Annotated in this window: 12 protein-coding genes and 1 tRNA gene; 6 read left to right on the top strand and 7 right to left on the bottom strand. The window is 59.6% G+C overall.

The window, feature by feature from the left end:
- Positions 1 to 85: 85 nt before the first annotated feature.
- From J2X76_RS16315 to J2X76_RS16305, 3 genes are all read right to left on the bottom strand, one after another.
- Entirely contained in the window at positions 86 to 976 is an 891-nt protein-coding gene (locus J2X76_RS16315; RefSeq protein ID WP_113284605.1) for a carbohydrate ABC transporter permease, read from the bottom strand.
- A 2-nt stretch (positions 977 to 978) separates the two neighbouring features.
- A complete protein-coding gene (locus J2X76_RS16310) occupies positions 979 to 1,947 on the bottom strand; it encodes a carbohydrate ABC transporter permease (protein WP_113284604.1) in 969 nt (322 codons plus the stop codon).
- Between the two features lie 62 nt (positions 1,948 to 2,009).
- On the bottom strand, positions 2,010 to 3,335 hold the full coding sequence (locus J2X76_RS16305) for an extracellular solute-binding protein (RefSeq protein ID WP_162732183.1): 1,326 nt from the start codon (positions 3,333 to 3,335) through the stop codon (positions 2,010 to 2,012).
- On the opposite strand from J2X76_RS16305, the gene J2X76_RS16300 reads away from it, so the two are divergent.
- The 4 genes from J2X76_RS16300 to J2X76_RS16285 all read left to right on the top strand — a co-directional run bounded on the left by J2X76_RS16300 (position 3,316) and on the right by J2X76_RS16285 (position 7,623).
- The gene (locus tag J2X76_RS16300) at positions 3,316 to 3,723 is read left to right on the top strand and encodes a hypothetical protein (protein WP_310218110.1); all 408 of its coding nucleotides are present in this window, start codon (positions 3,316 to 3,318) and stop codon (positions 3,721 to 3,723) included. The two genes, J2X76_RS16305 and J2X76_RS16300, sit on opposite strands and share 20 nt — an antisense overlap.
- A gap of 48 nt (positions 3,724 to 3,771) precedes the next feature.
- Positions 3,772 to 4,704 (top strand): LysR family transcriptional regulator, encoded by a 933-nt coding sequence (locus J2X76_RS16295; protein WP_310218109.1) that lies wholly within the window; start codon positions 3,772 to 3,774, stop codon positions 4,702 to 4,704.
- Between the two features lie 216 nt (positions 4,705 to 4,920).
- Positions 4,921 to 5,838: a sugar phosphate isomerase/epimerase gene (locus J2X76_RS16290; RefSeq protein WP_310218108.1), complete on the top strand. Its 918-nt coding sequence runs from the start codon at positions 4,921 to 4,923 to the stop codon at positions 5,836 to 5,838.
- Positions 5,839 to 5,964: 126 nt separating this feature from the next.
- Positions 5,965 to 7,623, top strand: a complete 1,659-nt coding sequence (locus J2X76_RS16285) for a GMC family oxidoreductase (protein WP_310218107.1) — start codon at positions 5,965 to 5,967, stop codon at positions 7,621 to 7,623.
- Between the two features lie 20 nt (positions 7,624 to 7,643).
- Here J2X76_RS16285 and J2X76_RS16280 read toward each other — a convergent pair whose 3' ends face one another.
- Positions 7,644 to 7,898 carry a DUF982 domain-containing protein gene (locus tag J2X76_RS16280; RefSeq protein ID WP_113127273.1) on the bottom strand — a complete coding sequence of 85 codons (255 nt, stop codon included), beginning with the start codon at positions 7,896 to 7,898 and terminating at the stop codon, positions 7,644 to 7,646.
- A gap of 264 nt (positions 7,899 to 8,162) precedes the next feature.
- Here J2X76_RS16280 and J2X76_RS16275 point away from each other — a divergent pair, with 264 nt between their 5' ends.
- Both J2X76_RS16275 and J2X76_RS16270 read left to right on the top strand, forming a co-directional pair.
- Positions 8,163 to 10,442, top strand: a complete 2,280-nt coding sequence (locus J2X76_RS16275) for a PBP1A family penicillin-binding protein (RefSeq protein WP_405030064.1) — start codon at positions 8,163 to 8,165, stop codon at positions 10,440 to 10,442.
- A 777-nt stretch (positions 10,443 to 11,219) separates the two neighbouring features.
- A tRNA-Gln gene (locus J2X76_RS16270) sits at positions 11,220 to 11,293 on the top strand.
- A gap of 476 nt (positions 11,294 to 11,769) precedes the next feature.
- Here J2X76_RS16270 and J2X76_RS16265 read toward each other — a convergent pair.
- The 3 genes from J2X76_RS16265 to J2X76_RS16255 are packed head-to-tail and all read right to left on the bottom strand — an operon-like array spanning position 11,770 to position 14,559.
- Positions 11,770 to 11,916 carry a hypothetical protein gene (locus tag J2X76_RS16265; RefSeq protein WP_310218104.1) on the bottom strand — a complete coding sequence of 49 codons (147 nt, stop codon included), beginning with the start codon at positions 11,914 to 11,916 and terminating at the stop codon, positions 11,770 to 11,772.
- A gap of 47 nt (positions 11,917 to 11,963) precedes the next feature.
- Entirely contained in the window at positions 11,964 to 12,698 is a 735-nt protein-coding gene (locus J2X76_RS16260; protein ID WP_310218103.1) for a glycosyltransferase family A protein, read from the bottom strand.
- On the bottom strand, positions 12,691 to 14,559 hold the full coding sequence (locus J2X76_RS16255; protein ID WP_310218100.1) for a glycosyltransferase family 4 protein: 1,869 nt from the start codon (positions 14,557 to 14,559) through the stop codon (positions 12,691 to 12,693). Before J2X76_RS16255 ends, J2X76_RS16260 begins: the two co-directional genes overlap by 8 nt.
- Positions 14,560 to 14,566: the final 7 nt, after the last annotated feature.

Raw genomic sequence — 14,566 nt, 5'->3', positions numbered from 1 at the left:
CTTCCATTCCTCCTTGCGCGCTCCGACTCTGTCGTCGGGCGCAGCGGTTGCCTTCCGCTCCCGGCGGATCGCAATCCGTTGATGGTTATCCTTTGACCGCGCCGCCAAGCACGCCGCGTACGAAATATTTCTGAAGGGTGACGATCAGGACCAAAGGCACGATCACCGAGATGAAGGTCGCGGCCGTCAGCGTGTTGAGGCCACCCGCATTGGTCTGCGCCAGGCTTGCCACCTGCACCGTCAGCGGTGAGAGCGAGCCGGACCCCAGGAAGATCAGCGGGATCAGGAGGTGATTCCAGGCGATCATGAACTGCAGGATTGCCAGCGATGCGAGAACGGCTCCCGAAAGCGGCAGGATGATCTGGAAGAATATCCGGGGCTCGGACGCGCCGTCGATGCGGGCGGCTTCCACAAGATCGGACGGAATGCTGGCGAAGAAGCCGTAAAGGAGGAATATCCCGAACGGCACCGTCAGTCCCATCTCTATGATCCACACCGGGATGAATGTTCCGGTAAGGCCAAGCGCGAGAAAGAATTTGAGCATCGGCACCAGCACCAGCTGGGGCGGAAGCACCTGGAAACCGACCATCGCGAGGAACAGCGCGATGCGCCCGCGAAACCGCATCCGCGCCAGCGCGAACGCGCCGATCGCGGAGAACAGCACCGTGCCGAGAACGGTTGGAACCGTCAGGACGATCGAGTTCACGATGCTCCGGCCGACGCCGGTCAGATACATCGCTTCGACATAGTTGGACAGCACCGGCCGCCACTCGACGAAGGCATGCCACCACCCGGTCTGCGAGGAGTCGCTTTCCGACCGGAACGTGGTCACGAAAAGCGACAGGACAGGCGTGAACCAGACCAGGCAAAGGAGGAACACCGCCGTGTGGAGCCCTATCCGTTTCAGCCGGGTTCCGAGCTTGGACGTGGATTGCATCGGTGCGGACATGGTGGTGCGGCTTTCGATTGCGGACATCGTCACTCTCCTCCCCCCGACTTGATCTGCTTGATGTTCATGAAGATCACGGGGGACGCCAGGATCAGGAGCAAGACGGCGATGGCGCTGGCCGTTCCGAGATTCTGCTTCACGAAGAGTTCCGTATACATCCGGTTGGCAATCACGTCGGTGCCGAACGAGCCGTTGGTCATGACGTAGACGATGTCGAATACCTTGAGGGAGAAGATCGCCTGGGTGGTCAGGACCACGAGGATCGTCGGCCACAGCGAGGGAAGCGTCACGAAACGGAAAATCGCCCACTCCCCCGCCCCGTCTATGCGGGCCGCCTCGACCAGTTCGCGCGGTATGTTCTTGACGCCCGCCGAAAGGATGAGCGTGGCGACGCCGATGCTCATCCATACCGCGACGAAGATCAGCGCATAGTTGTTGACGCCTCGGTCTATCAGCCAGGCGATCGGCATTTTCCCGGTAAGCGCGGTCCAGATGGCGTTGAGCGTACCGGTCTGGGGCTGCATCGGGGGCTCGTAGGTATACATCATCTTCCAGATGACGGCGCCGGCCACAAAAGACATGGCGGTGGGCAGGATCAGGAAGGTTCTGGCGACGCGCTCGTATTTGACCCGGTCCAGCATGATGGCGGCAGAAAGGGCAAGCACGGCCGTCAGGACGGGAAAGACGACGATCCACAGGACGTTGTTGAACAGAACGGGCCGCATGGCGCTCCCGAATGCCCAGGCGAAATTGCTGAATCCGACCCACTTGCTGGCCGTCGCATCGCGGAAACTGAAAATGATCGATGCGGCAAGCGGATAGGCGATGACAAGCCCGACCAGAGCAAGGACAGGCGAGAGCCAGATCCATGGTCGCAGGGTGCTCTGGCGCTTCTGCGGAAACCTTCTGATCGCCAGTTCGCCCGGCAGGATGACGGCGAGGACCACCGCGGGCAGTGCGAGAAGCCCAAGGACAAGTTGAAGGATCTGACTACTCATGGTGCATATTCCGTCTTGTGCCGGGAGCGACCTCGGGCCGCTCCCGGAAATTGATCGTTGGCCTATCTCGCGGCGTCGATGGACTTCAGGACGCTGTCGAGGCTCTCAGGCTCGAGCACATATTGCACAATCCCCTTCCAGAAGGCCTGGATTACCGGCGGATCGACGACCTGGGTCGGCTGCGCAACGAGCGTCACGCCCGGCTTGAGCAGCGTCTCGCGAGCCCGCTTGAGGACCGGGTTGGAATAGTCGCTCGGCTGAACCGCCTGGCTGGCCACGGTCCAGTTGCCGGCGGAAGCCACAAGCTTCTGCGCCTCGTCGGAGACCAGATAGGACAGGAATGCCTTGACCTGCGGCGTATCCTTGAATGCCAGGTAGAGCGTTCCGCCGAAGGTCTCATAGGCGGCATTTTCCGGCTTGCCCGGCACCGGCATGAAGTCCAGGTCCTCGATCGGCTTGACCTTCGGATAGATCAGGGTGGTCAGGCTGCCGGCATAGGTGCCCCAGAGCAGAACGGAGCACTGCGGCGGTTCGTAGAAAAGTCCGGTGCCGACTTTGACGGCGGGCGTCGACATGGCGGCAACCGGGCCACCCGGGATCATCTTGGGGTCGTGGGCAACCTTGCCGAAGGCCTCGAAGGCGGCCTTCACTTCGGGGGCAGTCCAGGAAACCGAGCCATCGGCAAGACCTTTGAGGGTTTTCTGGCCGGAATTCTTCAGGATGTAGGCCTGGATCCAGTTGCCGGCGAGCGCCCCCGAGGAGGCGCCTCGCTCGTCGGTATAACACCATGGCGTCTTGCCGGCATTGGCGCGCTTCACTGCCCATGCGTCGAACTGCTCCCAGGTCGGCGAGTCCTTCGGACCGTCATAGGTATGGACGTTGTACCAGACCATGAAGTTGTTGAGTTCGGTCCAGACCCCGTAGATCTTCCCGTTCAAACTTGCCGCATCGACCAGCCCGGCATCGAATTTACCCTTGATGGCACCTTCGCCGACCATCGCCCCGACATCCTTCAGGGCGCCCTGCTTGGCGTAACGCATGAGGTTGTTGATATTGGTGGAGCCGGCAAGATCCGGCGGATCGCCTGCCTGGACGCGCGTCTGCAGCACCGCCGCGAAATCGGTCGTGCCCGTATAGTCGACGGTAATACCGGTCGCCGCCTGGAACGGCGCCCAGGCCGCCTTGAGCATATCGAGTTCCCGGCCACCATTGACGCCGAGAATGGAGACCTTGCCGCCGATCTTCTGCCCGCCGGTCAGTTTAGACGCATAGGCCTGCGCGGCATCGATGAGGGGCTTCGGAAGCTCCACCGCCTGCGCATGCGCCATCCTCTCGGAGGATGCCAACGCCATCGCCACCACGAAACCCATGGACAGCAGTGTCGGCAAGCGCGACGTCTTCTCAGTTTTTAGCAACACCATGATGTATTCACCTCCAGTTAATACGGTCATTCGCAGATTCTTGGCGTTTGCGCGCACGAGTGCCGCCAGCATCTCCTCGAAATGCAGGATGCTTACAGCTCGATCGTGTGTACAAATCCCGGTGCAGCTCCGGCCCGGCGTTTCCGTTTTCCGTGACTATGACGCCAAGCTTCCAGGTTTCGGAATATTCAGCGCAGTCACCGTGTTCCCTTATGCGGCCGGTTTTAGCGGAACAATCACCATGCATGCCGATCCGGTGTCGATATGTCATGGCGGGGTTCCACCCGGCCTTTATGACACGACAGTCGGTTCACGGCGGCGCGAAGTCAAACAACTAACATTGCCCGAGGTATAACCTTTAGTCATACTGCCATCTGTAGACGCGTTTCGCAGCAAGGCCCTCATGAACAAAAACCTACATCGGCTAGATCTTCGACAGCTCCGGCATTTCATTGCGGTCGTACATACGGGCAGTTTCAGCATGGCGGCGGAAAACCTGCGTCTAACCCAGCCTGCGCTCAGCAAAAGCATCCGTAGCATGGAACAGTCGCTTGGCGTGCGCCTGCTCGACCGGGGACCAACGGGAATTCAGGTCACACTGTTTGGGCAACGCCTGATCGGCTACAGCGAACTACTGCTGTCGCTCGCCGACGAAGCCGTGGATGAAATCGACGCCATGCGCGGGGCGCGCCGCGGTTCCCTGCGGATCGGCGGCATGCCGGCGGCGCTGAAGAAGCTTATTCCCGATGCCCTGGTGCGCTTTACGGCGGCGCGTCCGGATGTCAGCCTTGTCATCCATGAAGGACTGAACGAGGTCATGCTGCCCCAGCTTTTCAACGGCAAGCTGGATATCGTCTTTACGGTCAAACCCACCGACATCCTCAACGAGGACTTCGAATGGCGGCTGGTTTTGAATGAGCCAGTCGAGATTGTCGCCCACAAATCCCATCCATTGGCAGGGCGCAGGAAACTCACCCCGGAGGATCTGGTGCCCTACAACTGGGTGCTTCCGCCGCTTCCTGAGCCGGATCGGATCACCCTCGATGGGGTTTTCCGGGCGGCGGGCCTGCCGAAACCGCGGGTCGTCATGGAGACGACCTCCGTGACCTTCATGACGTCGATGATCGCCAGGACGCAGCACCTCGCCTACCTGACGCGGGCCAGTGTCGAAGGAAGCGGAATGGGGCTGGTCGCCCTCGACTTCAAGGAAGTGTCGTTGACACGCAACATCTTCGCCGTATTCCGGCGCAAGGGCGAATTGCGCCCGACGGTCTCCGCACTGCTGCGCGAGATCGAGCGGACCGGCGGAACCACGACAGGCGTCCTCCTAGAATAGTACCGGTCCGCCCCTATGAAAATGAGTTATACCCAGGCCAGTCGAAGTTATTTTATTCGATGAAGGCGCTCATGTACCTCTAGGCGTACTCGTCTCATCGACAAAACGCGCAGTAAGGGCATTTCGCATCATCCGGACACCTGTCCGGCTGCTGGTGGAGGCATGCCCGAAATGGAGGGACGAGCGGCGCGGAAAACCCAAAAGCGGACATTCTTCATGACGGATCCTCTATTTGCTTCTGGCGGCTACAAATTCGCTCTCAATCCCATCCAGTGGTTCGCGACGGAAGACGGCTGGCTCGATCCGACCAAAGGACCTGCCCCGCAGGACCTGCTGAAGGAAATCGCGCGCTCCGGATTTCACGCCGTCCACGCCCAGGTCCCGGGCGGATGGACGACGGAGGATTACAAGGACGCCCTGAAGGATGCGGGCCTGCAGCCTGCCCCGGGCTATCTGTCGATGGCGCTGCCGGAACACGGTGTCGACTTAGCGACAACGCTGGAAACGGCGCGCACCGGTGCCGCGCAACAGGCCGAGCTCGGCCTGACCGACATGTTCATCGCCACCCGCATGACCAAGGATGCGCCACGCGTCCAACGCCCCGGCGTCGGGGCGGACTTCGACGAGGCGCGCTTTGCGATGATCTTCGACCTTGTCGACAAGGCCTCCGCAATTCTGAAGGAGGAAGGCGTCAGGGCAGCACTCCATCCTCATATCGGAACCTGGATCGAGACGGAGGCCGAAACCCGCCGCCTGCTGGACGGTATCGGCTCGGATCAGCTCGGTTTCGGCCCCGACACCGGACATCTGTCATGGGCCGGGGCAGACGTGATCGGTCTCATGAGCGATTACCGCGACCGCACACGGGTCGTGCATGTCAAGGACTGCCGGCTGGGCGTGCGCGACGCGGCCAAGGCTGCGGCAAAGACCTACCAGGAAACCGTTGTTTCCGGCCTTTGGGCGGAACCCGGGACCGGCGAACTCGATCTTGCCGGGATGATCGCGGCCCTTGGCCCTGATTTCGACGGCTGGCTGGTTGCCGAAGTGGATTTCCCCACGCTTCCCCCCTTCGAATGCGCCGAGGCCAGCGCGCTGTGGCTGGCAGGTCTGCGGCGCCCCGCCGCTTCCCATTGAGCCGGCGCAGCGCCCGCACCACACCGGATCGCTGCATGAACGGGCCGTTGCGGCCCGTCCAACGCCCGGAAATCCCGTTGATATCTCGGGACAAATCCATTTGCCGCAGGCAGGATACTGAAAGCTATGTCTCAAACCGTCTATGATGCACTGGTCGTCGGTTCCGGCGCGGCCGGGTCCTTCGCAGCCAAGGAACTGACCGCTCAAGGCTTGTCGGTCCTTCTTCTCGAGGCAGGGCCTTCGATCGGTCCGAAGGACTTCGACCCGGCTCGTAAAAAGGCGGCGCAGAAAGACATCAACATCTGGGAACGGGCACGCGCGACAGCAAACGGGCAGCCAGTCCAGGCGCGCGCGGTTTTCTTCAAGGAGTGGATGAGCCACCTCTTCATCAACGATCGCCGCAATCCCTACACGACGCCCCCGGATGCTCCCTTCCTCTGGATCAGAGGGCGGCAGGCCGGCGGGAGGCTGCATACCTTCGGCCGCGTTCTCCTGCGGTGGAGCGATGACGATTTCAGGCAGCATGCCCGAACCGGCCAGGGCGTCGACTGGCCTCTTTCCTATGAGGAGCTCGATCCCTTTTATGCCGAGGTCGAATCCTATCTCGGCCTCTACGGCCAAAAGGACAACGTCTCGACGCTGCCGGATGGAATCTATTCAAAACGGGCAACTCTCACCCCGGCCGAGGAAGCGTTCAAGGCAGCCGTCGAAGGGCGATGGCCGCAACGGCGGGTCGTATCCTGGCGCTATATCGCTCCGGAAACCGAACGCGTCCCCCGTGCCCTTCGTGACGCACAAGCCACCGGCCATCTCACCATCCGCTACAATGCGGTCGCGCGTCGCATCACGACTGATAGTCACACGGGCCTGGCGACCGGGGCGGAATTCACCGACAGCGCCACCGGAGCGACCGAGACGGTCCGTGCTTCGAACGTGGTCGTCTGTGCCTCGCCGATCGAGAGCATCCGGCTTCTTCTGAACTCTGCCTCCTCCCTGCATCCGCAGGGTCTCGGCAACAGTTCGGGAACATTGGGCCGTTACTTCATGGACCAGCTGCCGTCTCTGGCCATGGGGTCATTTCCGCCGGTCTCGGGGTGGATGAAGGATGATTCGGCACCGGCAGACCCGTTCTACAACGCCTCCGGCGGCATATTCATCCCGCGGTTCGAACCGTCGGGGGACGCAAGCCAAAGCGGTGACTTCGCCTATCAAGGGGCCGTCGGCAGGACGCCCGTTTCGAGTGATACCCCGGCCCGCATGGCATTTTTCGGCTACGGCCGGATGCTGGCGCACGCCGACAACCGCGTGACATTGGATCGTCACAAGACGGACAACTGGAACATTCCCGTTGCGCATATCCGCTGTGTCATGAGTGCCGGCGAGCGTGAGATCCTGGCCACGCAGGAAGAAACCCTGATCGAAATGATCAGGCAAGCCGGCGGCGATCTGGAATTCATCGGATCACCGCTTGGACTGAAGGAAATGGGAAGGGGCGCCTATCCCGATGCCGATATCTTCAGCCGCCTGTTGTTCCGAAAGATGTTCCATCGAAGCATGTCGATGGGCGCTGCCATTCACGAGACCGGGGGCGTACGGATGGGAACGTCGCCTGAAACATCGGTCCTGAACGCCTGGAACCAGAGCTGGGACGTTCCCAACCTGCTCGTTACGGACGCCAGTTCCTTCCCCACCAGCGGTGTCGCGGGAACGACCCTCACCGTGATGGCGCTCACGACCCGCGCATGCCGCCGCCTTGCACAGGCACACCATGCCGCCCGAGGCTAGGCCGACGGCATGAAACCCGGCTATTGGAGCATGCCCGCCTCGAGTGCGGCGGACAGGAACGTCTCGCGCGCCGCTGCCGCGTCGATCTGCCTGCGCAGGGCGGCCGAGCAGACCTGGGTCGCCGTTCTGTAGCGCTCGTTGCGCGCCGCCGGCCATTTGTTGGTGAGATAGATCAGGGCCTCCGCAGGTGTCCGGATAATTTCCGGAGACCGCCGCCCGACCGCCACGACCACCGGCTCCTGCCAGTTCGGATCGCTTTTCACCCGTTTTTTCATGCATTTCCTCCACTTGCGGGTCCAACCTTGGAGATCCGATAGTGGCACGGCTTCCGCCGTCTATCTATTTGACCGGGCCTACTTCATTGGGAGTAGAACATCACAGCTTGTGATCGCCGGTAGGTGTCACAGCATCTTTCTTTTGCGCTAGGATGCCCTAGTTCCGTTCTCCAACCAACCGCTACGCAGTGAATGGCAAGCCCCGAGGACAAATCCAACAGTCCGGATGAACATGCCCCCGGCGGCCCCGCGCGGGTGACTGACATCGAGACAACACCGCAAGGCGCTTCGAAAGAGAACGAGCGTCACCGGGAGGGTTTAGCCTCCGATAACCCCGCGGACGAGCCGAAACCAGACGGGAATTCGGCCGCGCCTTTCGGGCAGAGCGGGCAAGCCATTCGCGGCCTGCTGGCCGCACTCCGCCATGACCTTCGAGCTTTGTGGCAATCGGGCTCTCTCGGGATGAGGAACACCGTCTCGGCACTTCGGCGGAAATACGCAGGACCGGGAGAACCCGGATCGAACCCGGCCTCGGGGATCGCGACACGACGCCTTTCCGCCCTCCCCGGAAAAGCGATCGCAGGCTTGGCAGCGCTGCGGCGCCCTCAATTCCTCTCCCGGCAGAACCCACCGGCCAGGCGGCGTTCTTGGCTCTCCCTGGCCGCCTTCGCATCGCTCGGCTGCGTCCTCGTCTTCGGCACCATTCTGATATGGGCGCTGAAGGACGTGCCGTGGCGGGAGATCGCCGCGGGCTCGCTGAAGCCCGTCATCGTGCTCGAAACCGCTGATGGCGCGCCACTTGTCCGGCAGGGACCCTATCAAGGGCCGTACGCGTCGTACGACCAGTTTCCGCAGTCGCTCATCGACGCCGTCCTGTCGATCGAGGACAGGCGGTTCATGAGCCATTACGGCATCGATCCGCAGGGCATCGGCCGCGCCCTGATCCGCAATTTTCGGGCCGGCTCGGTCGTCCAGGGCGGAAGCACGATCACCCAGCAGCTGATCAAGCTGCAATATCTGGAAAGCGACCGAACGCTGAAACGGAAGATCCAGGAAGTGGTCATTGCGTTCTGGCTGGAATGGAAACTCGGCAAGCGGGAAATCCTGACCCGATACCTGAATGCCGCCTATCTGGGCTCGGGCGCGACCGGAATGCCCGCTGCCGCCCGCATCTATTTCAACAAGGGCATCGGCGATCTCGACGTATCCGAATCGGCGATGCTCGCCGGGCTGCTGAAGGCGCCGAGCCAGCTCAACCCGATCGACAATTTCGAAGGCGCCCGTCAACGCACGGCAACGGTGCTCGCCGCGATGGTCGACAATGGAAAGCTGACGCCCGATAGGGCCGCGGCCGCCAAGGCCGATTTCGGCAAGCTGCGTCCAACGGCTCCGACACCGCGCTCGGGAAGCTGGTTCGCCGACTGGATCTCGCCGCAGGCAAGCGAGATCGCCGGCGCCTCTCCAGGTTCGACGACGGTGCGCACCACACTGGTGTCGCGCCTGCAACGCCTTGCCGAAAGGGTTGTGACCGAGGCTCTCGATGAAGACGGAAAGACGCTCGGCGCCAGCCAGGCGGCGCTGGTGGCGATGACGCCCGAGGGCGCGGTCGTCGCCATGGTCGGCGGCCACGATTACAAGACGAGCCAGTTCAACCGCGCCGTCACGGCCATGCGCCAGCCGGGCTCCACGTTCAAGCTGTTCGTTTATTACGCAGCCTTGAAAAAAGGACTGACCCTTTCCGATCGTGTCCTCGACGCTCCGATCGAGATCGACGGCTGGTCGCCGGAAAATTCCGGCGGCAGCTACCGCGGCTGGGTCACATTGGCGGAAGCCTTCGCCCGTTCCCTGAATGCGGCGACCGTCGCCCTGGCGCAGGAAGTGGGGTTCGACAACGTCGTCGCGGCCGCCAAGGAACTCGGCATCGACCCGCCTCTGCCCCCCTCTCCTTCCCTGGCGCTCGGAACATCGGAGGTCAACCTTCTGGACCTGACCAGCGCCTATGCATCGGTTCGCCTCGGGAAGGCGCCGGTCGAGCCATGGGGCATCCTGGATTTTCAGGCGGCCGGCCAATCCCAGGCCTTTCGGGTGGGCGAGAAGACCGCGCCCTCGATCGATCTTGCGCCCTACCAGTCCGACCTGCTCGGCCTGCTGCAGCTCGTCGTCGAGCGCGGCACCGGCCGCGACGCGGACCCCGGCACGTTCGCGGCAGGCAAGACAGGCACCAGTCAGAACAATCGCGACGCCTGGTTCGTCGGTTTCACCGAACCGCTTGTCGTCGGCGTCTGGGTCGGAAACGACGACGACACGCCGATGAAAGGCGTCACGGGCGGCTCGCTGCCGGCCCGGATCTGGCGCAACTTCATCCGCGCCGCGATGGCCGAGCCCGCTCCCGATTTTGATCTCGACAAGGGCCAGATATCAGGCGATCCGGGATCCGCCCCCTCGTGCAACATCACCGCCTGCTCCCGCACCTACCGCTCTTTCCGGCCTTCCGACTGTACCTACCAACCTTTTCGAGGCGAACGCCGGCTTTGCGAAAGGTGACGTCGGTGTCGGGGGGCGAATGCCATAGCTGGCCGAGGATGGATCATCTCTTGGACGGCCTTATCAACGCAGTGCGTAATTACCAGGACCGAACTCTGGTGTGGGCAGTGTGGGGCGTACGGGTCTCGGTGTGCATTTTCCCTGATAAGTGTCGTTTTACAGGGAAAAATGATAACTAGGCGAAGTCCGCCGCCCAATCGAGCGGGATTCCGGAAAGAATTCAGCGGCTTGGCGATGCATTCCCTATAAATCCATCAGGGAAAATTTGCGGATATATCAGGGAAATAAACTATGCTAAATCGGGATTGCCGATGAGGGGAAGGCTAGGGATGCGGGCAAGGAACGGCCGGACGAAAGCTCGCATCGAGGTTTCCGGGTGCGAGAATGGCTGGAGTGGCAGCGTGAGGCTGGCTTGGTAACAAGAGACATATATTAGAAGTCACTCCCACCACGCGAGTGAATTGACTAGGGCCTAAATACCGGGACCCCAGACATGATCCCGCCACTACGGGATCACTCCCCTCGCAGCATTCGGCTACTTTTCGGTACATGAGGATGCTCTGATCCCGGAAAGCTCCAAATCCCAGTGGGATCGAAACTTCGGTCTTAGGGCAGTTTCGCTTGCTAGCGGACTCGGGACGACCGGGAGCCAGCCCTAAAAACAAAATGAAGAAGGGAGATTTTCAAAAAACCACTGCGTTACGATTGCTCGGCGAATGAAGCTTTGCTAGAGCAAGCCGCACTCGCTGAACGATATTTCAATTGCAGCGATGATATTGGGGCGTCGCCAAGCGGTAAGGCAACGGTTTTTGGTACCGTCATCCCTGGTTCGAATCCAGGCGCCCCAGCCACTGCATTCGGGGTCCGTTCTGGACACATAGGTGACGTTTTATTCCTAAAACATGGGTAACACTTTCGGGCCGAAAGGGTTCGGCAAAGGTTCGAGCCTGCATGTCTCGTCATCGAAATATCCCAGGTCGTAATCCATGAAGCTCGCGAGCCAGATGCGGTCTTCAACCTGTTTGATGCCGACGGCCTGCGCCCTGCGCCCCATCTCCTCCACTTTTCGGGAAGCAGAGCACGCGGAATGGATAGTCGAGATCCGGCAGGCGGCGATAGGCTCGCGGTGAAGCGTCGTAGCGTCATGCCGGGCAAGCCTCGCCGAGCGCTAGCCCAGATTCATCGAGGAGGTTCACAATGCTAAGCGGCTGCACTCGGCCCTTGGCTACAGATCGCTAAAAGAATTCGAAACCCAACTCGCCCGGCAAGCGGCTCAGTGTGAAGCGCCTCGCTGGTCCGGCCAGAAGGGTTCACGCCAAACGCCGTGTCAGTTCTCAGTGGCAATCAACAGGCAGGCCATATTCAGCGCCCGGTGGGGCCGTTTGATGAACCCCTCAGCGAAGTCGTCGAAGCGGACCTTCTGCAGGTCAAAGGCACCTGCACTCTTCACCTCGAAGACAATAGTGTAAACCATGTCCCCCGGTTGAGGTGTCAACCATTTCTCGGGAAGGACATCTTAGTTTAATACGAACGCCGCTCATCGACTAGGCGCTTGATATAATCTCCAGGGTGGGAAATTGCATCTGCTTTCAAGGTATCGCGAGAAAGAGAGGTTTCCTTCCGGCGAATAGCGTGGCCAGTTTGTGGAACAACCTTGTGAATGACCCCGGCGCTGATGGTGCTCATATTCCAGGTCCAGTCCTCAAACCCGATCCCTGCTCGCAGGTCAGTGGCCGGATATGGGTTTTCTAGATAAAGTTCTCGAGCCCCAAAGCTCAGCGCAGTCCAATAGTTGTCGAGGACAAGACCTGAATGAAGGAAGCTCGGATCTTCCATGTCGATGTGAAAGAACAACAGTTGCGCGACACCAAAATATACATTGACTTCTGGATGCCAGATGACTGGATCATCTCGTGTTTGGGCAATAGCGGCCGCTTTGGTCAACCAGTCTGCTCCCCATAGATCGTCGGCGTCCAGAAACCCTACAAAATCCCCGGTTGCCGCCTCAATCGCACAGTTGCGTGCCAAACCGAGGTCTCCAAAATCTGTCTCAATAATCCGGTAATTTTCATGGCAACTATTTCTGATAATGGCCTGCGTCAACGCGTCAGAGCAATCAAGTATGGCAATGGTTTCGACATGATACCCAGCCTCCACTGCATTCTTTACGCTACGATCAAGGCTTTCAAGCGATGGTAAAGCTAGCAACCCCTCCCGATGCGCATTCAAAACTGCTGTTATCGAAGGTTTATGCACTTAAAAAGCCTCCCGTCCCCAGTGGCTCATTGAAGAGAATTTTTTTGTAGGCCGCCCAATTGTGCTCTTCCAGAAGCTTTTGCTGCATCGCATTCGCGCGCTCAAAGGCTTGAGCTGGGTCGTCTGCCAACTCTTGAAGGGCAGCAATATATTCGACTGCATCATCCGACGACGATATCAACCACCCTGTCTGGGGGGTGACAAGTTCAGCAATGCCGCCGCTGTTCGACGCGACAATCGGCAGGCCAGCTGCGGCTGCCTCTAAAAGCACATTGGGAAGCCCATCCCACAGTGAAGTGTAAAGAAAGGCATCATAGGAATCCAGAGGCAGCTGCCCGAATCCATCGAACTGCCCGTGCAGAAAGATGTTGGTCTCGGATTCGGCTACATCCTCCAACATAGCCTTCAGAGTGCCATCGGCCGTCCCTCCCCAAATGTGAAAATCGAACTGAGGGGCATTGCGTAATATTTCAAGCAGAAGGCCGATGTTCTTCTGGCGGGCGATCCGGCCCGCCCACAGCACTCTGAGCCGGTTGTTACCGCCCTTATCTCTAAGCCGCGCTGGAGTTAACGAAGGTGCCGGCTGTTTAAGTGTAATCAAGCGAGACCTCAACTCGGGCGGGATTCCAAATTGCTGTATGACCTCAGTGATGTGAGTCGCGTTATCGAAATAAACCCCTGATAGAAACGACAAGCATGAACGCAGGTAAAGATCAGAATATCCAATACGCCGCCCTGAAGGTCCGTAATCTGGACAGAACAACATCGCGTAGAGTCTAGTAAAATGAGCCAGCCGTCGACCGCGTCGCTTGACGGCGTCCCAGCACGCCCGGCTGTTAATGTTGATGATGGTTGCCGGTTGGAGACTGCGCACCAGCAACTCAACTAACTCTGCCCTGTCCGTATCCGACAGATCTTCAGCAATAGCGGAGAACGAAACGACTGGTATATTGTCAGGCAAGCGGCGCATGCCAACTTCATCCCCACCATCAGTCAGTACCACAAGGACAGAGGAGGAGCCGTAACACTCTGCCTGAGCCCGTGCGGCATGGCACGCAACTAGATCTGCGCCTCCATGGCTAAGCCATGGCGCAAAAACGATTGATTTAGGTGGTGCCGGGATAGTGGATATAATTCTTTCGAAAATAAACGCTACACGATTCCGTGGCATGCTCATCGCAATTTCCAGCACTTCAATTCGATTGCGATAGTCGGCAGCATATAATTCGGGATCGAGATCTTCGAGTTCGCCAATCACCTCCATAGCAACGTCAAGGTTGACTTTCGGCGGCATCGGAATGCGACCTTCCTCTTTACCACAAGTAATAAAGTGAATTAAGGGATTCCGTCCAATGATCTCAGGATACCTGGTTACGTACCATGACGAGTCGAAATATGGACCAGGTGAACGATTCTCTCGCCATCCAAAGATCAGAAAATGCTTTAGCGCGGGTATCCGTGACTCCAACACGTCGGGATAAGCGGCGTAGTACCAGGCCTCATCGAAAAGCCCGGAATCCTCAATTAAGTCCGCTTCGCTAGGTGGTGATGGTTGCGTCAAGAACCCCCGCCATTGACCGACGAGCAAATAATGGATCAGCGGATTTGCTGCAGGCGCGTCTCTTAGATAGGCGTTCCGGTAAGCCTGCGAATCGAAGCTCCGGCTGGGAGCATAACCCAGCGCGGCGCCTGTTTTCAGATAATGGATAATGCTGTTTCTTTTTTGCTTTATAGGATAGGCGAGTTGATACCATGCCGCATCAAACAATCCTGAGGCACGCAGCAAAAATCCAGCGACGACATAATAAACAAGTCTCAAAGCTAATGATGAGGAGCGTCTCCACGACCTTTTGACTGTCATTTGGGAT

The organism is Neorhizobium sp. 2083 (assembly GCF_031455615.1).
Lineage (GTDB): Bacteria > Pseudomonadota > Alphaproteobacteria > Rhizobiales > Rhizobiaceae > Neorhizobium.
Note: the sequence above shows the minus strand (reverse complement) of the source record. Positions and strands in the feature narration are given on the sequence as shown.

Excerpts from the sequence above, each read along its gene's own strand:
- J2X76_RS16315 (WP_113284605.1), bottom strand. The coding sequence starts at position 976 with ATGTCCGCAATCGAAAGCCGCACCACCATGTCCGCACCGATGCAATCC.
- J2X76_RS16310 (WP_113284604.1), bottom strand. The coding sequence starts at position 1,947 with ATGAGTAGTCAGATCCTTCAACTTGTCCTTGGGCTTCTCGCACTGCCC.
- J2X76_RS16300 (WP_310218110.1), top strand. The coding sequence starts at position 3,316 with ATGGACAGCAGTGTCGGCAAGCGCGACGTCTTCTCAGTTTTTAGCAAC.
- J2X76_RS16295 (WP_310218109.1), top strand. The coding sequence starts at position 3,772 with ATGAACAAAAACCTACATCGGCTAGATCTTCGACAGCTCCGGCATTTC.
- J2X76_RS16290 (WP_310218108.1), top strand. The coding sequence starts at position 4,921 with ATGACGGATCCTCTATTTGCTTCTGGCGGCTACAAATTCGCTCTCAAT.
- J2X76_RS16285 (WP_310218107.1), top strand. The coding sequence starts at position 5,965 with ATGTCTCAAACCGTCTATGATGCACTGGTCGTCGGTTCCGGCGCGGCC.
- J2X76_RS16280 (WP_113127273.1), bottom strand. The coding sequence starts at position 7,898 with ATGAAAAAACGGGTGAAAAGCGATCCGAACTGGCAGGAGCCGGTGGTC.
- J2X76_RS16265 (WP_310218104.1), bottom strand. The coding sequence starts at position 11,916 with ATGGTTTACACTATTGTCTTCGAGGTGAAGAGTGCAGGTGCCTTTGAC.
- J2X76_RS16255 (WP_310218100.1), bottom strand. The coding sequence starts at position 14,559 with ATGACAGTCAAAAGGTCGTGGAGACGCTCCTCATCATTAGCTTTGAGA.